This is a genomic window from Gemella sp. 20925_1_85 (genome assembly GCF_041433735.1).
Classification (GTDB): domain Bacteria; phylum Bacillota; class Bacilli; order Staphylococcales; family Gemellaceae; genus Gemella.
On the sequence record NZ_JAPWCC010000005.1, the window covers coordinates 35,525 to 59,238 of the forward strand.

19 protein-coding genes are annotated in these 23,714 nt (G+C 28.9%); 12 read left to right on the forward strand and 7 right to left on the reverse strand.

The window, feature by feature from the left end:
- Positions 1-49 precede the first annotated feature (49 nt).
- Complete coding sequence (locus O3884_RS02875; protein ID WP_371451499.1) at positions 50-2,278, reverse strand: hypothetical protein; 2,229 nt, start codon at positions 2,276-2,278, stop codon at positions 50-52.
- Between the two features lie 214 nt (positions 2,279-2,492).
- On the reverse strand, positions 2,493-3,899 hold the full coding sequence (locus O3884_RS02880) for an APC family permease (RefSeq protein WP_371451501.1): 1,407 nt from the start codon (positions 3,897-3,899) through the stop codon (positions 2,493-2,495).
- A 378-nt stretch (positions 3,900-4,277) separates the two neighbouring features.
- Here O3884_RS02880 and O3884_RS02885 point away from each other — a divergent pair, with 378 nt between their 5' ends.
- A complete protein-coding gene (locus tag O3884_RS02885) occupies positions 4,278-5,873 on the forward strand; it encodes an ATP-binding protein (RefSeq protein ID WP_371451502.1) in 1,596 nt (531 codons plus the stop codon).
- Positions 5,874-5,876: 3 nt separating this feature from the next.
- Positions 5,877-6,557 (forward strand): response regulator, encoded by a 681-nt coding sequence (locus O3884_RS02890; RefSeq protein WP_371451503.1) that lies wholly within the window; start codon positions 5,877-5,879, stop codon positions 6,555-6,557.
- Positions 6,558-6,671: 114 nt separating this feature from the next.
- On the opposite strand, the gene O3884_RS02895 is transcribed toward O3884_RS02890, so the two are convergent.
- The 3 genes from O3884_RS02895 to prmA form a co-directional block, all read right to left on the reverse strand.
- Complete coding sequence (locus O3884_RS02895) at positions 6,672-8,555, reverse strand: hypothetical protein (protein ID WP_371451505.1); 1,884 nt, start codon at positions 8,553-8,555, stop codon at positions 6,672-6,674.
- Positions 8,556-8,678: 123 nt separating this feature from the next.
- Positions 8,679-10,007, reverse strand: coding sequence for a hypothetical protein (locus tag O3884_RS02900; protein ID WP_371451507.1), 1,329 nt, complete (start codon positions 10,005-10,007; stop codon positions 8,679-8,681).
- 114 nt (positions 10,008-10,121) lie between these two features.
- A complete protein-coding gene (gene prmA / locus O3884_RS02905) occupies positions 10,122-11,057 on the reverse strand; it encodes a 50S ribosomal protein L11 methyltransferase (protein ID WP_371451509.1) in 936 nt (311 codons plus the stop codon).
- 852 nt (positions 11,058-11,909) lie between these two features.
- Between prmA and gatC the strand changes: the two genes are divergently transcribed.
- The 5 genes from gatC (at position 11,910) to O3884_RS02930 (ending at position 16,278) form a co-directional block, all read left to right on the forward strand.
- A complete protein-coding gene (gene gatC, locus O3884_RS02910) occupies positions 11,910-12,200 on the forward strand; it encodes an Asp-tRNA(Asn)/Glu-tRNA(Gln) amidotransferase subunit GatC (RefSeq protein ID WP_271986979.1) in 291 nt (96 codons plus the stop codon).
- Positions 12,201-12,217: 17 nt separating this feature from the next.
- Entirely contained in the window at positions 12,218-13,675 is a 1,458-nt protein-coding gene (gatA, locus tag O3884_RS02915) for an Asp-tRNA(Asn)/Glu-tRNA(Gln) amidotransferase subunit GatA (RefSeq protein WP_371451511.1), read from the forward strand.
- A 13-nt stretch (positions 13,676-13,688) separates the two neighbouring features.
- Positions 13,689-15,116 (forward strand): Asp-tRNA(Asn)/Glu-tRNA(Gln) amidotransferase subunit GatB, encoded by a 1,428-nt coding sequence (gene gatB / locus O3884_RS02920; RefSeq protein WP_274459084.1) that lies wholly within the window; start codon positions 13,689-13,691, stop codon positions 15,114-15,116.
- A 492-nt stretch (positions 15,117-15,608) separates the two neighbouring features.
- Positions 15,609-15,794 (forward strand): type II toxin-antitoxin system HicA family toxin, encoded by a 186-nt coding sequence (locus tag O3884_RS02925; protein ID WP_294683775.1) that lies wholly within the window; start codon positions 15,609-15,611, stop codon positions 15,792-15,794.
- A gap of 28 nt (positions 15,795-15,822) precedes the next feature.
- A complete protein-coding gene (locus O3884_RS02930; protein ID WP_294683776.1) occupies positions 15,823-16,278 on the forward strand; it encodes a type II toxin-antitoxin system HicB family antitoxin in 456 nt (151 codons plus the stop codon).
- 142 nt (positions 16,279-16,420) lie between these two features.
- Here the strand turns inward: O3884_RS02930 and O3884_RS02935 are convergent, their stop codons facing one another.
- Positions 16,421-17,410, reverse strand: coding sequence for an alpha/beta hydrolase fold domain-containing protein (locus O3884_RS02935; protein WP_371451514.1), 990 nt, complete (start codon positions 17,408-17,410; stop codon positions 16,421-16,423).
- A 282-nt stretch (positions 17,411-17,692) separates the two neighbouring features.
- Here O3884_RS02935 and O3884_RS02940 point away from each other — a divergent pair, with 282 nt between their 5' ends.
- The gene (locus tag O3884_RS02940) at positions 17,693-18,889 is read left to right on the forward strand and encodes an ATP-binding protein (protein WP_371451516.1); all 1,197 of its coding nucleotides are present in this window, start codon (positions 17,693-17,695) and stop codon (positions 18,887-18,889) included.
- Between the two features lie 123 nt (positions 18,890-19,012).
- Positions 19,013-20,032, forward strand: a complete 1,020-nt coding sequence (locus O3884_RS02945; protein ID WP_371451518.1) for a hypothetical protein — start codon at positions 19,013-19,015, stop codon at positions 20,030-20,032.
- Positions 20,033-20,227: 195 nt separating this feature from the next.
- Here O3884_RS02945 and O3884_RS02950 read toward each other — a convergent pair whose 3' ends face one another.
- Positions 20,228-20,722, reverse strand: a complete 495-nt coding sequence (locus tag O3884_RS02950) for a type II toxin-antitoxin system RelB/DinJ family antitoxin (protein ID WP_371451520.1) — start codon at positions 20,720-20,722, stop codon at positions 20,228-20,230.
- Positions 20,723-20,910: 188 nt separating this feature from the next.
- Between O3884_RS02950 and O3884_RS02955 the strand changes: the two genes are divergently transcribed.
- The 3 genes from O3884_RS02955 (at position 20,911) to O3884_RS02965 (ending at position 23,620) form a co-directional block, all read left to right on the forward strand.
- Positions 20,911-21,405, forward strand: coding sequence for a hypothetical protein (locus O3884_RS02955; protein ID WP_371451522.1), 495 nt, complete (start codon positions 20,911-20,913; stop codon positions 21,403-21,405).
- 110 nt (positions 21,406-21,515) lie between these two features.
- On the forward strand, positions 21,516-22,001 hold the full coding sequence (locus O3884_RS02960; RefSeq protein ID WP_371451524.1) for a GNAT family N-acetyltransferase: 486 nt from the start codon (positions 21,516-21,518) through the stop codon (positions 21,999-22,001).
- Positions 22,002-22,339: 338 nt separating this feature from the next.
- A complete protein-coding gene (locus O3884_RS02965; protein ID WP_371451526.1) occupies positions 22,340-23,620 on the forward strand; it encodes a hypothetical protein in 1,281 nt (426 codons plus the stop codon).
- Positions 23,621-23,714: the final 94 nt, after the last annotated feature.

A 23,714-nucleotide genomic window follows, 5' to 3' on the forward strand; every position in this document is an offset into this window, starting at 1 on the left:
TAAATTAGAACTGTGAACTTAATTAAAATTCACAGTTCTAATTTTATTTTTATGCTTTAAAGTCAAAGATACTCTTACGTTTAGAAAAATCAAATTTAATATAATTATTTTTATTAATAATTTTTTCTTTAAATTGATCTACAGGAATGTTTTCAATCTTATCAACAGGATAGTGGCGTTCATATTCTTTAGGATTAACCTCAGCATCAAAGTTGAAATCATCAGTTTTTTCAAGAGCAGTTCCATCTTTATTTAATTTATAGAATCTATAACCATGAACTTTAGCTCCTCCTGAAGCATAGACATGGAAAGCTTTATCTTTAGTAATAGATAGTGTAGTTCTTTCACCATTTACAAATTCAGGTGTAATGCGAACTACTTTATTATTCTTATCTAGAGTATAGACATCCATCGGACTATATTCATTTGGTTTATCTTTACTAGCTTCTGTAAATAGTAACAGTTCATCTTTCCCATCACCATTGATATCGAAGAAACCATAGTTTAAAAAGTTTTTCCCAATTTGTTTTTCACCAAAAACTGTATAGTTAGAAATAGCCACAGGATTTATATCTTGTTTATCAGATTTACCTTTGTTAATGGCATCTTTATAATCTTTTAAAACACTGGCATATGCTTTTTCATAATTATCTGGTTTTTTATTTTCATTGTTATCAGCATTATTTTTGTTGTTATTTTGGTTACCTTCAGTTTTTTCTCCAAAGTTTTTAACTGACTTCCAATTTTCATTATCGAATTTCAGTATTTCTGGAAGAGGGAAAGTATTATTAAATGAACTTTTAGAATCATATTCTTTTCCAGTTGTTATGTCTTTATATTTGCTATTATCGATATCTAAACCGGTGAACGTAATCACATTAGTCTTTTCAAGTTTGTTTCCATCTTTAGAGAATTTTAAGAAATTATATTCTCCTGTATCTTTATCAAATTTTCTAATTCTAATTGTTTTATCTTTGAATACTGCAGAACCAGAGTTGTTATTGCTACCATCTACACCAAGTTTATCTAATATAGCTCTATCGATTGTTTCTGGATTAAATAATCTAATTACCTTATTGTTTTTATCGAATGTGTACATATCGATAGGATTATTAGGCTTATCATTTCTAGCAATTAAAAGCTCTTTATTTCCATTACCATCAATATCGTAAAATACATATTTTATGTAATCATCATTTTTCTTCTCTTTTAGAGCAGCTTTTAAAGCTTCAGCATTAATAGATTTATCAGCACTATCTGGATTATTTATTGCAGCTTTATATTTTTGAATGATTGAGCTATAAACTTCATTCTCATTAATAACATTATTTTTTGTTTTTTTAGAATAATAATAGTAACCACCACCAGCTAATAATACAATTCCAAGTAGAGTAGATATAGCTGTTACTAATTTTTTCTTAGATTTTTTTTCTTTCTTAGGAGGAAGAGTATCTTCGGATTTATTATTTATAATAGGTGGCACTGGAGGAACTGTTTCAAAAATTCCTTTATCATTATTTTGTCCATTATACTGTTCAGCTTGAACCTTATTATTATCTAAAGTGTTATTTATAGATTGTTCAGTAGCGATGTTTTTATCATTAATGAATTCTTGTTTATTATTTTGATTATTAAAGTATGTGTTTTGCTCAAAATCTTTAGCTCCATTTATATGTGAATCATTAAGATTTTGTTTCTCATAATTACTTTGATTATATGACTGAGAGACAAACGTCTTATTATTCTCAAAACTCTGTTCATTATAATTATTTTGAAGAGTTTCAGAATTAAAGTTTTCGTTATTATAGTTATTTTGCGAAAACTCTTGATTGTAATTCTCAGAATTTTGATTATAGTTGCTTTCACCGTAACCAAAATCTTGATTGTTTTGAGAATAGTTATTGTAATTTTGATTGTTAAAACTGTAATTTTGACCTTGATTATAGTTGTTATAATAAGTATTATCATAGCTACCGTATTGCTCATCTTGATTATAATTATAATAATTTAATTCATTATCAACATAGTTCTGATTATAGTTATTATAATTCTGGTTTGTATTATAGTTTTGATCATAATTATAGTAGTTTTCATTGTTATAATTATTTAGATTATTATCCTGAGTATTGTAATTAGTATAACCTTCATAATTATTATAATATTGATTATTATTTTGATAAAATTCTTCGGTATTTTGTTCACCATTATAATAATTATTTGGATAATCGTTATTTTGATTAACCTTATTATTTGGGGAAGTATTATTATCTTTAGTCATAAACATTTCTCCTTAATATCTTATAATTAATATTATAAAAAGTTTTCTAAAGAAAATCAAGAATAGGGGAGTAATGTGATAGAAATAATTAAAGTAGAAAACTTTTTGTTTTTAGTTATTATCTAAAAACATGTGACTCATAGTTAAAATAAAAAACCACTGAGTCGTTAAACTCAGTGGTGAATCTTATTAATTTTAATATGACTTAAAATAATTATTTATTGTTGTATTTTTTTGCCAAGTAAGGCATGATTAATCCTAATGAAAGTAGAACGATTGGAGTTGCGATGTTCATAACTGTTTGGAAAGTACTTTCTGGAGTGTACATACCAGAGATACAAGCAAAAGCAGTTAAGAAGAAACACCAAGCTCCAAGTCCCATACCTACAAATTTATTTTTAACAAATTTGTATTCAGATTGGAATTTCTCAGCAGATTTTTTCAAGAAGATATATGCTGCAAATACCCATAGATAACGTAATGGCATTGTAACAGCGTTAAGTTTAACTAACCATCTGAATAAATCATTAACTTCTTTAATTCCAAACATTGGGATAATTAGTAAGATAGAAACGATAACTCCAACAAGTTTTAATCCGTTAACGTATACATCGTTTTCGTTCTTAACTAATAATTTCTTAGGAATGTATTTCTCGTCAGCACTACTTAATAACATACGTAGTGGAGCATCGATAGAAATAATAACAACAGAAACTTGTCCGATTAAATCGACAATTGCATAGATAACTAAGAATAAGTTACCTACACCGTAGTAGTTACCTAAAGTTTGGAAAGCGTAGTAAGTTCCGTTTGTAAGTAAGTCTTTAGGGATATTGTTTGTATCAAACATCAAAGCAAGGGCAAAAGTCCCAAGAATCGCAGTTGTACAAACCATAACTACAAGGGCAATCATTCCGCGAGGAAAGTCTTTTGAAGGATTTTTCATCTTATTAACATAAGGTGAAATCTTCTCACAACCACCTACAGCAAATACTAAGATTGCAATAGATGTAATATACTTAACATCAAATGTTGGCATAAATGTATCTAATGACCAATCGATATCAAATGTTTTAGCACCAGTAATAGATGGTGCTGTAATAGCCATAACTACAAATAATAATGACATAACGAACATTGAAGATCCGGCTAACATCGCCATTTTCTTAATTAAGTTAACTCCACGAGCAGCTAAGAATAAAGCTACTAAAAAGATAACTAAAGAAGCGATTTGTAAGTATGTGATATCCATTTTACTAATACGGTTATCACGAAATACAGTCCAACTAAATGCTGCGATAATACGAGATGGTTTTTGAGAAATATAAGGCATGTGAACTACCCACATTGTCCATCCAGTATAATAAGCAAGTAGTTTACCATGTGTAGAACTAATCCAAGAGCTTACACCACCACCGGCATCTTTAAAAGTAGATCCTAGCTCACCAACGATTAATGAATACGGAATAAAGTAAATTACGAAAATTAAAACCCAAGAAACTATAGATTTTAATCCACCGAATTCAGAGTATCCATTAACGACATTCCCGAACGCCCATACAGTTGAGAATGCCATGAAGGCTAGGGTGTACCAAAATATTTTTTTTGCATCCCTCTCCATTGAGAACCTCCTAAAATATAAAATATACTAATAACTGCATAGTTGCATTACTAAAATACTAGCATAGACTACATAATTATTCAAGTGAAAACAAAATAAATTAAACTAAAATTTTTTTATTTGAAAATATAATACTGTTTTATAGAAAATAAATAAAATCATAGTGTTTGATAATTTCTCAAATAATTCTTAAAATGAGTAAGATGAGTACGTTTTGAAATGTAAATTTACAATATGGAAATATATTCGTATAATCTTGATATTTTAAAGTATATATAAAGTTTACGAAAATGAGCAACACTTGAAATACAAGCAGTTTTGAATTATAATAACAGGTGTAAAAGAAAGTTTCAAAAAATGATGAGGGGTGATAAAAGGGTGAGAAAAAAACACAGAACATTAACTAGGTTAATGTTGATAATGACAGGTCTGGTAGTTGTTTCATTATTAGTTACTTCCTTTTTTATGACAGAATATATAAAAAAACGTGAAGACGAAATTATTCGCCAAAAAATATATTCAACTGCTAAAGTAGTAGCTAGTGACAATCGTGTAAAAGATGATATAAAACATCATAGGAAAACATTAGCGATTCAGAGATTTGCAAATAGGGTAATGGAAGAAACAGGAACTGACTTCGTTGTTATCACGGATGAAACTTTTACAAGATACAGTCATCCAATAGAGGACTTTGTTGGGAAAAAATTTTCAAATATAGAAGATATTAGTTCGACATTTGATTCTGGAGATCACTATAGTAAGCAGAGTGGTGTTCTAGGAGACGGACTTAGATTTTTTACAACAATAAAGGATGAAGATGGTAAAAATATAGGAGTTGTGTGTGTAGGATATACTAAAGAAACTGTAAAAAAACAAATACTACATTCACAAGAAAAAATACTATTTGGATTATTGATAGGTATAGGAGTTGCAATTACGTTAGCAATAGTGTATAATAAACGACTTAAACGTATATTATTAAACTATGAACCAGAAGAAATTGCATACAACTACATAGAGAAAAACCTTATATCCGATCATGTTTCTGAAGGAATTATAGCGATAAATATTGGTAAAAAAGTTATCGTTAAGAATAGCAGTGCTAACCAAATTTTAGACGATGCTGGCTATTCTAAAGTTAAAAAAGGTGAACAGATTCCAGATAAACTTTATGAAATTTTCTTTAAAGGTATTATAGAAGAAAATCAGACAAGTCGAGATGAATTGATTGTATTGAATCATATCGAAGTTCTAGTTAATAGAAATGCAATCTATCAGAATGGTAAGTTATATGGTGCTGTAGTTACACTACGTGACCAAAGTGAAATGAAAAAATTAATCACAGAATTAAGTGGTACAGAAAAATATAATGATAGCCTTCGAGAACAGAGTCATCATTTCATGAATAAACTGCATGTACTACACGGTTTAATTGAGATGAAGTCATATGATGAAGTTGAAAAATTCATTACATATCTAAAAGATGACTATCATGAAAAAATCGGATATATATCTGAAAATATTAAAGTACCAGCAATAGCAGGCTTTTTACTTGCGAAAGTTAGAGAAGCTAAACAAAAAAATATATCGTTATTAATTGATCCAGATTCAATGATTCTAAATCAAGAAGGTTTAGATGAACTCTTTAATGAACTATTAATTATTTTGGGAGTGCTTATAGACAACTCAATGGAATCTATAGGGGAAAAAGAAGATGGAAAAATTGTTGTTTACTTATATCTGAATACAGATGAAAATATACTATTATGTAATGTGTATGATAATGGCTGTGGAATTAGTAAGGATATACTGGAGAATATATTTGAAAGAGGATATTCAACTAAAGGGGAAAACAGAGGATACGGACTAAATGCTGTTGACACAATTGTGAAGAAATATAATGGTTTAATAGACGTGGAAAGCGAAGTAGGCAAAACAAAATTTACAATAGAGATACCAATCGAGGAGGAATAAAAAGTGAGAGTACTAATAATAGAAGACGATCCAATGGTAGCGATGATACACACAGAGTATTTTAAAAAGAAAGAATTAACTGATGACTTAAATCATGTTACATCAATAGAAGCTGCAAGAGAATATTTAGAAAATAATGATGTTGATTTAATAGTTTTAGACAACTATCTAATTGATGGACAAGGAATTGAATACTTACCAGAATTAAAAGGATATCCAATCATTATGATAACAGCAGCGAACGATATTCAAACAGTAGAAGCTGCATTATCTAATGGGGTAGTAGATTACTTAGTTAAACCATTTACTTATGAAAGATTTGCGCAAGCGATTGATAAAGTTCAAGACTATGTGAAACTATTATCGAAAGAAAAAATCAATCAAGATTTAATCGATGATTACTTAAACTCAGGTAGAGTAGAAGAAGAGGAAGATAATTTACCTAAAGGATTATCAAGAATCACATTGAAAAAAGTACTAGAGGCTATAAAACAGCACAATAGTGGATTTACTACTCAACAGATCGCAGATAAGTTAGATATTTCTAGAATAACTATTAGAAAATATTTAAATCACTTAGTTAATATAAAAATACTTAGTGAAGATGCTGAATACTATACATCAGGAAGACCTGTATCAGTATTTACAGTTGAATCTGAAAGTAGATTAGAAAAATTATTATAATAACTTATCATCAAAATCGAATAATTATTTATAATTTGTAATAAAGAGAAAACCTTCAAAACTTTAATTGTTTTGAAGGTTTTTTTAGTGAAATAATAAAATTAAGAGAAGGTGTTAATCATTAATTTTGTATGTACCTTTTTTATACTTGTCAGTATTTTTATACTCTTCTATAGTTTTATTAATTCTATCCATATCTTCTTTTTTGAATTTTTCTTGAATTTCTTTGTAAGTTACTTTTTTGAATAATTTAAAATCACGTTGACCAACTGGTTTATCGTAATCTATAATTTTGATTTCAATACCGTCATCGACTCTTCTTACTAATATACTACTACCTAGAGTTCCGAAGTCTGTAACATAAGCACCATTTTGCTCCTGCATACTAAAGAAAGTATCGGGTTTTAAAGTTTCGACTTTCGGATCAGTAGACTGATTCACATACGCGCGACCAATTAATGCTAGTTGAGAATTAGTAAATTCTGGCTTTTTACTGTTATCGTCTTTTTTATCTTCTGTATTTTCCTGTTTAGCTTCATTGTATGTATAAACAGTTTTACGTCCTGACTTAGGTATTTCTAATTTTTCATTTGACTGTGGACGATTTTTTAAAAATTCCTCTTTAGAAGCGTATTGATTATTAGATACGGTATCTTTGAACTTCCCATCTTTCTTTTCTTTGTCAGATAGATTTACATCATGAATCTTATCGTACTTATCTTTTTTATCATTTAATTTATAAACGACATATTTGTCTGTATCTTTTTCTTCAGTGTGAATCCAAATGGTCTGATTTTTATAGAATACAGCACGAGGAATATCACTATCAGATTGAGCTTGATAAAGTACTCTAATATTGTTTGAGTCATATGAATATACTGCAACAGGACTATTAGGTTTATTTTCCTCAGTAATAAATAATTCGTTTGTACCATTTCCATCAATATCGTAATAATTGAATTGTAGGAAATCTTTATTTTTTCCATTATCATTGTAATTTTTAATGGCGTATTTATTCACTTCAGAATCATTATCTGAATAACCTTTATCCATTGCCTTTTTATATTTTTCAAGAATCGGAGCGTAAGCTTCTTCATCAGATTTGTTTTTACTGAAAGAGAAGATGCTAGAGATAGATTTATTTGTAGATTTTGAATAATAATATAAGCCACCACCACTAATTAGTACTAGACCAAGGACAGTTGAGATTATAGGAACGAGTTTTGAGCGTTTTTTCTTATTCGGTTCAAAATTATTAATGCTGTTAGCTTGTGTATTTTCGCTCATGTTGGGGTTTTGTTGCTGCTGATTAAATCCTTGTTGCTTCGTATTACTATAGTTTTGGAACTGTTGATTAAACCCTTGTAGATTCGTATTATCGTAATTTTGAAACTGCTGATTAGAACCTTGATAATTCATATTATTAAAGTTTTGCTGCTGATTAAATCCTTGTTGATTGTCATTCCCATAGTTTTGAAACTGCTCATTAAATCCTTGTTGCTTTGTATTGCTATAGTTCTGGAACTGTTGATTAAATCCTTGCTGATTCGCATTACCGTAGTTTTGCCCCTGAGGATTAATACCTTGCTGGGGTGCATCACTATAATTCTGGTATTGTTGATTAGACTCTTTTTCATTCGAATTATAATAATTTTGAAACTGTTGATTAGGGTTATTATAGTTTTGATATTGTTCATTATAACCTTGCTGATTCGCATTAGCATAATTCTGATTTTCTTGATTATAGTACTGTTGATTATTATAGTTTTGATATTGCTGTCCAGTATATTGTTGGTTTGCAGGATTGCCACTGTAATTTTGTTGTTCATTATAATTATTATAGTTTTGATATTGCTGATTTAATCCTTGTTGATTCTCATAGTTTTCATAATTTTGATTACTATAATTCTGCTGGTTATTTAAGTTGTCTTGATTATAATTATTAAAATTCTGATTAGGGTAGTTTTGATTCTTCCCTTGATTATATTTTTTATTCATAAATTTCTTCCTCTATTTATTTTCACATGTTTACTTTGATTATATTATAGACTAAATTACATTTTTTTTCAAAAAGTTATAAAAAATCCCTAACACCAAAATATTGATGCTAGGGAAGGAATATTATACTCTATATTTATGTTCTTCGTAGTTTTTAGTTTTTTTATACTCTTCTATTATCCTATTAATTTTATCCATATCTTCTTTTTTGAAAGTTTCTTGAATTTCTTTGTAAGATAAAGTTTTTATAACTTTCAGTTTGTGATTAGTTGAAGAATAATCAGGTATTTTTATTTCGATACCATCCGACTTTTTATCTACAATAACAACAGTTGCCTTACTACCAAAATCAGAAGTAATAGTATCGTCATCACCTCGAATAGAGAATTTAGTATCATATTTTAAAGTTCCTACTTGAGGATCAGTACCGCCAGCAATAACAGCACGTCCTATTAAAGCAAGCTGTAAGTTATTGTATTCAGGTGTTTCAGTTACTTTTTCACTATCTTTTTTCTCTTCACTTTGTGTGTTCACTTTATTATAATTATAAAGTGATTTAAGCTCGATTTTTGATAAATCTATTTTATCATTAGATAGGGGATACTTGTTAAAGAATTCTTCTTTAGAAGTGAAATCCTCTTTTGTAACTATATCTCTATACTTTCCATTAAGATCTCTATTTTTTCCAAAATCAATATCATGAGTTATTTCATATCTGATTCCATTATCTTTGATTTTATATGTAGTAATTCTATCAGTGAAATTTTCATTTTCATTAACAACCATAGTCTTATCTTTATAAAAAGTCGCTACAGGTTGACTGCTTCTTGTATTCGATTTGTATAGTACGTTAAGTTTATTCTGTTTATCAATATTGTAGATAGCTATAGGGCTCACTAGATTACTATTTTCGAAAATTAACATTTCGTCTTGACCATCTTTATCTATATCAAAGTAAGTGAATTTTACATAATCCTTATTTTTACCTGAAGAATTATAACGTTCAATAGCATAGTTATTAAGTTCGTAATCAAACTTCGTTTCACCAGTATCCATTGCTTCTTTATATTTTTTTATAATAGGTGAATACAATTCATCATCTTTTGAAATTTTACTATTAGAATTGTAAAAATAGAATCCGCCACCAGCTAGAAAGACAATACCGAGAACACTTGCAATTATTGGTATTAATTTTGAACGTTTCTTCTTAGGTGGTATATTATTCATATTATAACCTTGAGTATTATTTTGGTAATATCCTTGATTATTATAATTTTGATTGTAATATCCTTGATTTCCAGCATTATTGTAGTTTTGATATTGTTGATTGTAGTTCTGCTGACTATTATTAGAATATTGTTCATTAAAATTTTGTTGACTGTTAGTATTTTCATAATTTGAATAATGCTGATTATTTGAATTACGATTATTTTGATTATTGTTGTTATTCATAAAACTCTCCTAAAATATCTTTCATAAATATTATAAAATAAAACTAAATAATTTTAAAGAAAAATAAAAACTCTTAACTCCTTATGTGTATAAGGAATCAAGAGTTTTATTATCTTATTTTGTAACTACGAATGAGTACCATCCGTTATCAGAAGTTTCCTCAACAAGTTTGAAACCACGTTCTAACATTTTTTCAAGAAGTTCGTCTTTCTTCTCTTCAATAATACCAGAAGTGATGTAGTAACCACCATCTTCTAATAAGTTATACGCATCATCAATCATAAGCTCTATGATATGAGCAAGAATGTTTGCTACGATAATGTTGTACTTTTTAGTTTCTTTTGTTAGAAGGCTAGCTTGATCAACTTCGATTCTTTTCTCAAGATTATTTAACGCGAAGTTTTCAAAAGAAACATCAACAGCAAGCTTATCTAAGTCAACAGCTTTTATATTACCGTCAGTTAAATAACTAGCCGCGATACTTAAAATACCACTTCCGCAACCAACATCGATAACATTGTCAGTTCTTTGAACATATTTCTCAAGGTTTTTAATACATAGAGAAGTAGTCTCATGACCACCAGTACCGAAAGCCATACCTGGATCAATATTTATAATATATTTATCTTCTGTATTTTCATATTCACGCCATGTAGGTACAATAACGAATTTTTCACCAATATTAAGAATATCGAAATAATCTTTCCAAGAATTTTCCCAGTCACTATCTTGAATAATAGTAGTTTCAATCTTGAAGAATTCTCCAATGTTGATATTTTCACCTAAAGCAAGAAGTTCAGCTTCGAAACGTTTGAAAGTTTCTTCATCAAAATTAAGTTCATTAATGTATCCTTTAACGATAACTCCAACTTCAGGATAATCAGTAGGACTAAGTTCAACAATAGTACCGAAATCATCATGTAAGTTCTCCTCAAGAGTAGTAGGATCTTCGATAGCAACCCCAGTAGAACCATAATCAAGAAGAATAGACTCAACTATTTCACTAGCTTCATTAGTAGTATGAATTGTAATTTCAACCCAATTTTCCATTTTATACCTCACAAATATTTTATTTTTACATATTAACTAGAGTATTCTAGTAATCTACATACCTACACATATTATACTATTTTCAATATTTAAGCAACTGAAAAGGGTATGAGATAGTAGTTATATTTCAAGTGTAGAATACACGAAGAAATATTTATCTGGTAGGCATATTGAAAAATATAGTAAAAAATGAAATTATAAAAAATAATAATGACAAAGACGCAGTGGTTTATTGATATCTAAATTCGCTTGTACAATCTTTTTAGATATCTAATAAACTGTGCGTGGGCGACTCGACAAAATCAATTTCTTCGAAATCATGATTTTTGAGTCGCTCCAAACAAAAACACTAATCTTAACGAACAAAGTGAGGAAAAGATTAGATGTTTCTACTGCGAGAGTCCAAATAGGAATATTTAAGGCACCTAGAAATAGGTGCTTTTTGTATGGGCTAAATTTGAAATTGTTTTAGTGATAAAAAATCTAAATAAACATATTCACCTAGTGCTTTTTTAACAAAATTCTTGACAATAACGGTCGTTTAGTATAATATAGACTAAGTAAACCGTAATATAAAATATTAGTAAAGAGACTTTTATTTCATGTTTTTTTAGAAGAGAGTTTAATCCAGAGGCTGAAAGATTAAATATTAATGATTGAAATAAGCAACACTCTTTATAAAACCGAATATGAATTGAAAGGTATCAGGAAACTGATATGAATTCGGGTGGCACCACGAAACTAGTAATCGTCCCATGTAGTTAAATAACTATATGGGGCATTTTTTTATTTCAAATTATAAGAGGTTTGCTAATATTAGAAGTTAAAATTGATAAAAATATGGAGGCACTTATGACAACAATTACGAAAGAACAAGTAGCTCACATCGCTCATCTTTCTAGATTAGAAATCCAAGAAAGTGAAGTAGATGGGTACATCGAAAAATTAGAAAAAGTTGTAGATTTATTCAATACAATCAACAGCGCACCAACAGAAAATGTAAAACCAACATATCACGTTCTAGACTTAGTGAATGTATTCCGTGAGGATGTTGCAAAACCTGGAATGGATAGAGAAGAAGTTCTTAAAAATGCTCACGAAACTGAAGCAGGACAATTCAAAGTACCTACTATTATTGAATAAAATAAGGAGATAATTTAATGAGTTTATTACATGAATCAATTGAAAGTTTAGAACTTAAACTTAAAAATAAAGAAATTAAACCAAGTGATTTAGTAAAAGAATCACTAGACAGAATTAAAGCTACTGATGAAAAAGTAGGTTCATTTATTACAGTAACTGAAGAAGTAGCATTAAAACAAGCTGAAGCTTTAGACCGTGCTCAAGAAGAAGGACATGTTGAAGGTAAATTATTCGGTATTCCAATGGGAATCAAAGATAACATTGTTACAAAAGACATTCAAACAACTTGTGCATCAAAAATCTTAGAAGGATTCAATCCAATTTATGATGCAACAGTAATGAACAAACTTAACAAAGAAAACCCAATCCTTTTAGGAAAATTAAACATGGACGAGTTCGCAATGGGTGGTTCAACTGAAACATCTTACTACAAACTTACTCGTAACCCTCATGATTTAGATGCAGTAGCAGGAGGATCAAGTGGTGGTTCAGCTACAGCGGTAGCAGCAGGACAAGTTAGCTTCACTCTAGGAAGTGATACTGGTGGTTCTGTACGTCAACCAGCTTCTTACTGTGGTGTAGTTGGATTAAAACCAACTTACGGACGTGTATCTCGTTTTGGATTAGTAGCATTCGCTTCATCATTAGACCAAATCGGACCAATGACTCGTACAGTTAAAGATAACGCTCGTGTATTAGAAATCATTTCTGGATTAGATGCTAACGATATGACTAGTGCACCTGTAGAAGTACCAGAATTCAGCAAAATCATCACTGGAGACATCAAAGGTAAGAAAATCGCTCTTCCTAAAGAATACTTCGGTGCTGGAATTGATGAAGAAGTTAAACAAGCAGTACTTGAAGGTGTTAAATACTTAGAAAGCCAAGGAGCTATTGTAGAAGAAGTAAGTCTTCCAAATACAGACTACGCTATTTCAACTTACTACATTATTGCTTCTGCAGAAGCAAGTTCAAACCTTTCTCGTTTCGATGGTATTCGTTATGGATATAGAAGTCCAAACGCAACAAACCTTGAAGAAATCTACAAAAAAACACGTGGAGAAGGATTTGGAGCTGAGGTTAAACGTCGTATCATGTTAGGAACATACGTATTATCTTCAGGATACTACGATGCATACTACAAAAAAGCACAACAAGTTCGTACATTAATTAAACAAGACTTTGATAGAGTATTCGAAGAATACGATGTAATCATTGGACCGACTGCTCCAACAGTAGCATTCAACATTGGAGAAGAAGTAGGAGATCCAATTAAAATCTACGCTAACGATATCTTAACAATCCCGGTAAACATGGCTGGATTACCAGGTATCAGTATTCCATGTGGATTCAAAGGTAACCGTCCAATCGGTATGCAAATTATTGCAAAACCATTCGCAGAATCTACACTATACGATGTAGCGTACAACTTCGAACAACACTACAACTTACACGATAAAAAAATAGAATTATAATAGGAGAAACAAGATGCATTTTGAAACAGTAATTGGACTAGAAGTCCATGTAGAATTAAAAACAGATTCAAAAATATTCTCACCATCTCCAGCTCACTTTGGTGCAGAACCAAACACTAACACAAACGTTATCGACTTAGGATACCCAGGGGTACTTCCAGTAGTAAACAAAAGAGCGGTAGAATGGGGAATGAAAGCAGCAATGGCGCTTAACATGACAGTAGCTCGCGAGTCAAAATTCGATAGAAAAAACTACTTCTATCCAGATAACCCGAAAGCATACCAAATCTCACAATTTGACCAACCAATCGGGGAAAACGGATGGATCGATATCGAAGTAAACGGAGAAACAAAACGTATCGGTATTACACGTGCTCACCTTGAAGAAGATGCTGGTAAATTAACTCACAAAAATGGTTATTCACTAGTTGACCTTAACCGTCAAGGTACACCACTTATCGAGATCGTATCTGAGCCAGATATCAGAACTCCAGAAGAAGCATATGCTTACTTAGAAAAATTACGTTCAATCATTCAATACATCGAAGTATCTGACGTTAAGATGGAAGAAGGATCAATGCGTTGTGACGCGAACATCTCTATCCGTCCTTATGGTCAAGATGAATTCGGTACAAAAACTGAGCTTAAAAACTTAAACTCATTTACTTTCGTTAAAAAAGGTTTAGAGTATGAAGAAAAACGTCAAGAACAAGTTATCCTTTCAGGTGGAGTAATCAACCAAGAAACTCGTCGTTTCGATGAAACAACAGGAACTACAAAACTTATGCGTGTTAAAGAAGGTTCAGACGATTACCGTTACTTCCCAGAGCCAGATATCGTACCTATGATCATCTCTGATGAATGGATGGAAGAAGTAAGAAAAACTATTCCAGAACTTCCAGATGCACGTCAAAGAAGATACCAAGAAGAACTTGGATTACCAGCATACGATGCACACGTTCTTACATTAACTAAAGAAATGTCAGACATGTTCGAACAAACTGTAGCCTTAGGAGCAGATCCAAAATTAGCTTCTAACTACTTAATGGTAGACGTGAATGCATACTTAAACAAAGTTCAACAAGAACTTAAAGATACAGCATTAACTGCGGAAGGTTTAGCGGGAATGATTAAATTAATCACTGACGGAACAATCTCAAGTAAAATCGCTAAAAAAGTATTTGCAGAACTTATCGAACACGGTGGAGATGCTGCGCAAATCGTTAAAGAAAAAGGTCTTGTACAAGTATCAGATAGTGGACAATTATTAGCTTGGGTAAATGAAGCATTAGATAACAATCCAAAATCAATCGAAGACTACAAAAACGGTCGTGACCGTGCGATTGGTTTCTTAGTAGGTCAAATCATGAAAGCCTCAAAAGGACAAGCGAACCCACAAATGATCAACAAAATGTTATTAGAAGAAATCGCAAAACGATAATAACGAAAATAATAAACGAACTCGAAGCAAAGAGAAATCTTTGTTTTGAGTTTTTGTTGTATTTGGCAAGCGACTTAAATATAAATAGAGCAGGAATTAGTTGGAAAATTAGATTTTAATATAAAAAAAGAGAGAATGTCGGGAAATAAAACTGGACATTTCCCAAGAAAAGTGGACATTGAAGAGTAAGACTGGACATTCATAGTTAAAAAAGTGGACATTGAAGAATGAGAGTGGACTTTCGTAGCAAAAAAGTGGATATTTGGGGATAAAACTGGACATTCACAGATGAGAAAGTGGACATTGAGTAGTAAAACTGGACTTTCGTGAAAAAAAGTGGACATTAGGGAATAAGATTGGACTATAGTAGCTAGAAGATTAGTTAATTGAGAATATTCAATCAATGCAGAATATATTTTGAGAAATGGAAGTAATATTATTGACATAGGTATAAATACGTAGTATAGTTAAAGTGTCAGGAGGTTTAATATTATGCCGATGACACAAGAAGAGATGGTTAAACTGTTGAAAAAGTACGGTTTTACTTTATGTAAAGGCGGAAAGGGATCTCATATAAAAATGAACAGACCTGGACAGAAAAGACCAATCATTATCCCAAAAGGTGAATTGAATAAATTCACAGAGAAGGGAATATTAAAGGATGCTGGATTATTATAATCCAGCTCCAAATTAATGAGGTGATATAATGTTAGTAAGTTATCCAGCTATTTTTTATTTTAACAAAGAAAATGAAGAGAAAGAAATTTATAATGTATATTTTCCAGATCTAGAAGGAAGTGGAACACAGGGGACAGGTATAGCAGAATCAATGAGTATGGCATCAGATTATTTGGGATTAGCTCTTAGTGATTATTTAGAAGATGGAGAAAGATTGCCTAAATCGAGTAATATAAATGAGTTGTCAATAGAAGATGATTTTCCTTTTAAAGATGATCCAGAGATGAAGGATTATTATGTTCTTAATAAATCATTTGTTTCAATGGTTGTAGTTGATTTGAGAGAATATTTAGATAGTAGCACGTTAATAAAAAAAACATTGTCTATTCCTAAATGGGCAAATGATGTTGCAGTAAAATACAATATTAATTTTTCACAATTATTAACGAATGCTATAGCAGAAGAAACTATTAAGTATAAATAGAAAATATACGATTGTAATTCTTAAAATGTTTTATAGTTTAAATCTAAAAAATAGTTTGTAAAGTAGAGAATAATATCAAAAAAAGATGTACCCAAAAATAGATTTTTAAATCATAAATTTGAGTACATCTTTTTAATATTAATTATTTATTTTTCACAAACTCAACGATTTTATTAATAGCTACAGTTGCTTCTGGTATTGGGAAGGCAGGGTATACGTGATTTAAGTTTTTACCGATTTCAAATTCAGTCTTAACATTTGCTTCACGAAGTTTTTCAGCTAATAATGCTATATCAGGATATAATAGTTCACGAGTTCCTGAGAATAACAATACTTCTGGTAAACCTTTCATCTCACCGTATAATGGAGAAACCTTCCAATCAGATAAGTCTGCATCACCAGCCCAAGATTTAGCATCAGCTAGTAAAGTATCAACGTGTAGTAGAGGATCTTTTTTGATATATTTTTTAATATCAGGATTCGACATAGTTAAATCAACCCATGGACTTAGTAGAATAAGACCTTTAGGTAGTTTAATATTATTTTGAACAAGATCTTGAACTAATCCTAGAGCTAAGCCTCCACCAGCACTATCTCCCATAATATAGACATCTCTATCTGGATTTTTAGTAATGTAATCTGTATATAATTTTGTTAGAAGTTCATAGCTATCTTTATAAGTATAGAATGGAGCTAATCCGTAGTCAGGAATAATAACCTCAGCATCAGCTTCTTGCGCTATCTTATCAGCCATCGCCCATTGAATATCTACGAATTCATGAACGTAAGAACCACCATGAATATAGAAAATAGTAGAATTAGAGTCATTTACACTATTTAAATGCCAAATCTGTCTATCAGAAACAATTCTAGTATAGAATTTAGATTTAGTATCAAATTCATATACATTTACAGTTTCTTCGTTCTTATCTTCTTTTTGTTTTTCTAGTCTTTTAGTTTCATCGATATCTCTTAGTTTTTTATATTTATTACCAAGGTATAACTCGATTAAACCAGCTTTAGCACTACGATTATAACGTAATTTTTGGTACCCAGCATAGCTACCTACTAGGGCAGGTAATGTTGCAGCAATTGAAGCTACTGAAACAACTTTTTTATTGAAATTTCCCATTTTAATCTCCTCTTATTTACATAAATGTAAGTGTTTTATTTATTTACAATTATAGTTTATCAGAAAATAAAGAGATTGTAAAAATAAAAATCTGAAAAAAAGGAATAAGAAAAAAGAAAAGTTGGAAGTGAACTTCCAATTAAGGGTATAAATGTAGAAAGTTGGAAGTAAACTTCCAATTTAAAATAAAAAAGGCAAAAGTTGGAAGTCTACTTCCAATTAATGGAGGAATATGGTATGATAATGGTAATATGATAATCAATTTAACGAAAGGAGAAAAAAATGTATATAAGAGATAATTATTTAAATAAACTAATTTCATTCAAAGATACAGATTTTATAAAAGTTATCACTGGAGTCAGGCGTTCAGGGAAATCGGTCCTATTAAAACAATATAGTAATTATTTATATGAACAAGGAATAAATAAAGATAATGTAATTTATATAAATCTAGAAGCATTTGAGTATCAACATATAAAAAGTTCTGAAGAATTCTCAGAGCTTCTAAAAGAGTTGTTACCAAATAACGGAAAAAAAGTATATTTATTAATAGATGAAGTTCAATTTGTTGATGGTTGGCAAAAAGTAATTAATGGTTTAAGAGTTAGTTTTGATATAGATATAGTAATAACTGGATCAAATGCAAAACTGTTATCGGGTGAATTAGCTACCTTACTTAGTGGAAGATATGTGGAAATAGAAATATATCCATTTTCATTTAGAGAGTATTTAGAAGTGAATAACATTGATATTAATTCTAGGGTTGTAGATTCTGCTTATAAAGATTATGAAAAATATGGAGGATTCCCAGGAGTTGTATTGTCACCTGAAGCCATAAAGACAACTATTTTATCAGGAATTTATGATTCGATATTATTAAATGATATAGCAATAAGAGGATCTGTGAAAGACACGTTAGTCTTAAAAAGGGTAGTTGCATTTTTAGCTGATAATGTAGGACAATTAATAAATCCTACAAAAATATCAAATATGCTGAAACAAGAGAAATTAACAATATCTAATCATACAGTAAATAGGTATTTAGAATTATTACAAGATGCTTATCTATTTTATGAAGCTAAACCGTATGATATTAGAGGTAAAGGATATTTAAAACAAAACTCTAAATATTTCATAGCTGATAATGGACTTAGAAACCATGCTGTTAGTCATAAAGATGGTAACTTAGGGAATCGATTAGAAAATATCGTATATTTAGAACTTCTGAGACGAGGATATAAAGTTGATATAGTTAGATTAGATGATAAAGAAATAGATTTTATCGCTAAAAGAGATGGGCTAATTGAATACTATCAAGTAGCATATCAAATTCCAAATAATTCACATGAAACTGATAATTTATTAATGATAAAAGATAATTATAAAAAAATAGTAATTACAGGTCGATATGAAGGAATAGACTATATTGATGGTATAGAAATCAAATATATTGTCGACTGGTTAATTGATAAAGAATAATATCTTGAGATCTTTAACTAAAGTGATTTTACTGTAGAAAATTTTGAAATAGAATTATAACTGAATATTATAGTATATTCAGATTTAATTCATTATAAATTATAGAAAGGATAGTATATAAGTATGTTTAAGAAAGACAAATATATTATTAATAAATCAACTGTTAATAATATATCTAATAATGAAGATACTATTGTTAATGAAAATAAAAAAAATGGAGATTTCTTACTGTGGAATATGACAGAATTAGAAGCAGGAGATTTGTGTAAACATCGATTAGATACGATGGAACTGTGGTCTAGAAGATTAATTGAAGAAACATTTAGTAAGGAATATGGTAAAGACTATTTTAATTTCAAATTTGATGAAAGTACTCCACTTGTAAAGAATGAAATAATAAAACAAGTTCAAGATAGAGTAGATAGTAATCCAAAAAGATATCCAAGGAAAGTAGATGCTTTAGTTATGGAATATTTAAAATATTTTTTTTGTCGAAATGATTTGTATAAGTTACATTTTAAAAATGTTTTTGAACCATTTTATTCAGGTATTGAATCTTTAAGATTAACTTTTGAAAAATTAATCAGTATAAGAAATAAAATCTCTCATACCAATCCCTTATCACAACGGGAATTGGAGCAAGGAGTATGTTATTCAAATGATTTAATTGAAGTATTTAAAGAGTATTATAAAAAAATAGGTAGAGATAAAGAGTATAATGTTCCGACATTTTTATCATTTAAAGATTCATTAGGACACTGTATTTATAGAGAAGACACAAATTATTCGTGGAGTATTTATCCTTTAACTAATTATGATTCAACGAACAATAAAAGAGAAACAGTAAATCTTAAATCAGGTGAAACGTATAGGATAATTTTAGAAGTTGATAACAGTTTCCCGTTAGACTTTTATTGCATTAATTGGGAAATAGAGTATTGTTGTAAAATAGATAAGTATGAAACTAATAGTAATATTTTAGAATTTAAAATAGATGACAAATTTGTTTCTTTAAATCTAAGGATAAAAGCATATCTAAAGACTAAAAGAGCATGGCATAGATTTGCAAACATAGATTGTGATGATTTTGTTGAGATACATCTAGAGGAAATTTTACCTCCTATAAATGATGATTATTTTTAATAAGAAATAAGTTTTATAGAAATATAAAAACAAAAAAATCTCATACATATGTTGAAGAAGTTAGCTTTTATAGGAAGTCTATTCTAATAAAAGTTAACTTCACTCTAGGTTTATTAAAGCATTCATAAATGAATTAGAAGTACCGTAAAATTAAATCTGTTAAGGTACTCCTAAAAGTTCGTCATTTAGTTTTTATTATCTAATTAAATAGTAGTTAGTAATATATGCATTCACGATATCACGCAGTTGTTCATCTGATAATCGTCTTAATGCTGGGAAGGCGATTGTAGATAATTCTACTAGGTTATCAATATTTTTTTCTGTGAACTCTTCTTGATCAATCTCTTCAGTATTATTAGAAAATAGAATGAATAATTTGCTAGCTTCATCATCTGTAAGACCTCTATTTTCACAAGCTAGATAAAATGAAGGTTCCTCGTTAAATCTATCTTTTATATATTCATTAATCTCATATACAGCAGATTTAATAGTGAAGTGACTAGAGATAAAATCAGGACTTTCAACGTATTTTGTTTGTTTCACTTCAAAAGGTATTCCACCTTCATTAACAGCTTTTGTAAGGAACATGCTAATAGCAGTTTCCAGATTTAATCCAAGACTAAAGAATAAATCCTCAGCTTCATTTTTTAATTCATCATCAATAGTTAAAACAATTTTCGATTCACTCATTTTTAAAACTCTCCTTAGTTAATACATTAATTTTATCGTAGAATGATTAATTTTTCAAGAGAACTTTATACGAAAAAGTTAAATTCAAGATATATAAAGGAATAGTATAAAAGTTGTAAAGAGATATAAGAATCACTAGTAAATATGATATAATAGAATGTAAGAAAATTAGGATTGAGAGGATTTTTATGAAATTAGAATTATTAAAAAAAGTGATAGAAGAAAACTACAACGCATTATCGGAAGTTAGTAACGCAGCATATAGTTTAGAACCTGTGTCAGATGAAAGATTAGTAGAAATCGCAAAAGATGTAAATGAACAGTTAGGATATGAACTGTATGATAAACTAGATAAAGAAAGCTTAATAGCGGACTTTTCTACTACATCAAGAGAAATGTATAAATATACTCTAGATAAATCAAAATTCTTAAATGATAGACTAGAAAAAGCATTAGTGGAACATTGTGATGATATATTAGTAGATGTAGTAAAAGCACACGAAAACTTTGATTCAATGGAAACATACGAACTATACACATTAGCATTTGAAGTAAATGAAAAACTAGGATATAGATTATTTAGAGATATCTATTCATACAGCTTAAGACGTGACTTCGAGAGAGTAGCAAAAGCAGTAGAAACATATAAAAAAGAAGGAAAAATAACAAAGTTTATTAAGTAGGGAGTTTAGTAGGGATACTAAGAAATAAGATATAAATATTACGAAATTATTTAATAATCATAAAAATAAACTTCACATTAAAATCAAAATAAATCAATGGGGAATAAATTATGCTTAAATTGAAAAAGATTAATAGAAAAAATGTAGCGGATATCCTGAATTTAGAAGTTTTTGATAATCAGAAAAGTTTTGTAGCTACAAATAATAGTAGTATCATAGAAGCGTATATAGCAATTACTGAGAATAATGATGTATTTACATTTGGCATTTATAAAGATGATACACCTATTGGTTTTCTAATGATAGGTTTTGATGTGAATTCAGATGATGAAGGTGCTCCTAAGATTGCTAAAGGGAATTATAATATATGGCGTCTTATGATAGATAAGAAATTCCAAGGGAAAGGATTTGGTAAGAAAGCAATGGATTTGGCTTTAGAATTTATTAATACATTTCCTTGTGGAACAGCAAAATATTGTTGGTTATCATATGAAAGTGATAATGATATAGCACGACAACTTTATAAGTCAGTTGGTTTTGTAGAAACCAGTGAAAAAGATGGAGAAGAGATAGTAGCTATTTTAGAATTATATTAGAAATAGTTATTTTTTTAGTTATAATATTATAATTCTGACTCTAATAATTAAGATATAGAATAGTTAGATTAAGATAGAAAATAAAAGACAGTGATTGAAGTATTGAAAAAATAAAAAGTAAATATTAATAAAAAAGAGATTTCTGTTTTGTAACGGCAATGCTGATAAATTTATTTATAAAAAATAATCATCTTTCCCGTTTAAAGTAAAGATGGTTATTTTTTGTTTTATTAGTACATAAAATTGTACTAGTTAAATTGTAATATTATAATAAATTAATTTAAATATAATAATTATTGATTTGGAGCAATTAATAGTAATATATAAAGAGGAATAAAATGATTTTAAAATTATTATTTTTACACAAAAATAAAAATATAGATATTGAAGAATTAAAGAGTGATTTTAGTAGTGTATTTGAAATCAAGAATAATGAATTTTTTTATAAGGATATAAATTATAAGTTCGATATAGTAAAAGCTCAAGAAAGTAATAATATTGTTTTTAGTATATCTACTACTAAAAGTGGAAATAATCTAGAAAATGCAATACTAATTGAAGATATTAAAAATGCTATAAAAAAAGGAGAACATAGGAAAAATTATAGAATTATCACAATATATGATGACTCATCAAGATATTTTTGTGATAAAGTATCAATAATTGTCTCTAAATTTGAAAGAGCTCTTCGTGAGTTTATATATTTGACAGTTATTCAAGCGTATGAAGGTAAATGGGTGGAGAAAACCATTAGTAAAGAAATTGAAAAATCACACAAAGAGAAAGGGATTAATCAAAAACAGTATATAGAGAATGCGTTAGAAGAGTTCTCATTCTATGATTATATTAATTATTTATTTACTGAAAGGGAAGAATGGAGTAATGAAAAAATAATAGAAGAGTGTAAAGTTGAAATAAAAAAACAAAATCCAAATATTAATAGTATTAAAGGAATTTTAGAAAAATCTGTTAAAAAATCTTTATGGGATAGGATATTTTATAATTATAATATTAAACTTGTGAAAGAGGATTTAGAAATAATTCGATCAAGTAGAAATAAAGTAATGCATAATAAAGATTTTTCATATAGTGAGTTTAACTCTATTAAAAAACTATTAAAAAAAATGACTAAGGCATTAGAGAAAGAAATTATAAATATAAACGAAGAAAAATATAAAGAAAATACAAATTTAACAGCTGTTCATACTTCATTCAGAGATGCACTTTTAAATGCTATAGAAACTAATGGAATTTTTAGTCAATTATCTGAAAACATAAAAAACATAAATATGGGATTTAGAGATTTAATAATATCAGATAAGCAAAAGGAATTTATAGAATTTAGAAAAAAGCAAGAAGAGATGATTAAACAGTATAGTCAAATTATAAATAATATGAATAATCATACAAGTAATTATAATCTGGAGTTAACTTCTCCTGTTAGTAGTAATATTAGCAAAATTATTGTCAACTTAGGAGATATATCTGAGATTTTGAAAAATGCCAAACCTAAATTAAATATTCCAACTAATCATATTAATGAATTAATTAAAAATTTAGGAAATAGTTCAGAAATATATAGTAAAGAAATTTTAAAAAATAAAGGAAATAATGAATAAGTATTTTATTTATATTAAGTAAATTATTAGTTATATCCTATTAAAAAGTTATTTTGTAAGTATCAGTTCAACTTTTATATAATGGTTAATAAAA

Bases quoted from the DNA above. Each gene is read 5' to 3' on its own strand.
- O3884_RS02960 (WP_371451524.1), top strand. From the start codon at position 21,516: ATGCTTAAATTGAAAAAGATTAATAGAAAAAATGTAGCGGATATCCTG.
- gatA (WP_371451511.1), top strand. From the start codon at position 12,218: ATGAGTTTATTACATGAATCAATTGAAAGTTTAGAACTTAAACTTAAA.
- prmA (WP_371451509.1), bottom strand. From the start codon at position 11,057: ATGGAAAATTGGGTTGAAATTACAATTCATACTACTAATGAAGCTAGT.
- O3884_RS02875 (WP_371451499.1), bottom strand. From the start codon at position 2,278: ATGACTAAAGATAATAATACTTCCCCAAATAATAAGGTTAATCAAAAT.
- O3884_RS02925 (WP_294683775.1), top strand. From the start codon at position 15,609: ATGCCGATGACACAAGAAGAGATGGTTAAACTGTTGAAAAAGTACGGT.
- O3884_RS02935 (WP_371451514.1), bottom strand. From the start codon at position 17,410: ATGGGAAATTTCAATAAAAAAGTTGTTTCAGTAGCTTCAATTGCTGCA.
- gatC (WP_271986979.1), top strand. From the start codon at position 11,910: ATGACAACAATTACGAAAGAACAAGTAGCTCACATCGCTCATCTTTCT.
- O3884_RS02955 (WP_371451522.1), top strand. From the start codon at position 20,911: ATGAAATTAGAATTATTAAAAAAAGTGATAGAAGAAAACTACAACGCA.
- gatB (WP_274459084.1), top strand. From the start codon at position 13,689: ATGCATTTTGAAACAGTAATTGGACTAGAAGTCCATGTAGAATTAAAA.
- O3884_RS02900 (WP_371451507.1), bottom strand. From the start codon at position 10,007: ATGAATAACAACAATAATCAAAATAATCGTAATTCAAATAATCAGCAT.
- O3884_RS02950 (WP_371451520.1), bottom strand. From the start codon at position 20,722: ATGAGTGAATCGAAAATTGTTTTAACTATTGATGATGAATTAAAAAAT.
- O3884_RS02945 (WP_371451518.1), top strand. From the start codon at position 19,013: ATGTTTAAGAAAGACAAATATATTATTAATAAATCAACTGTTAATAAT.
- O3884_RS02940 (WP_371451516.1), top strand. From the start codon at position 17,693: ATGTATATAAGAGATAATTATTTAAATAAACTAATTTCATTCAAAGAT.
- O3884_RS02880 (WP_371451501.1), bottom strand. From the start codon at position 3,899: ATGGAGAGGGATGCAAAAAAAATATTTTGGTACACCCTAGCCTTCATG.
- O3884_RS02930 (WP_294683776.1), top strand. From the start codon at position 15,823: ATGTTAGTAAGTTATCCAGCTATTTTTTATTTTAACAAAGAAAATGAA.
- O3884_RS02895 (WP_371451505.1), bottom strand. From the start codon at position 8,555: ATGAATAAAAAATATAATCAAGGGAAGAATCAAAACTACCCTAATCAG.
- O3884_RS02965 (WP_371451526.1), top strand. From the start codon at position 22,340: ATGATTTTAAAATTATTATTTTTACACAAAAATAAAAATATAGATATT.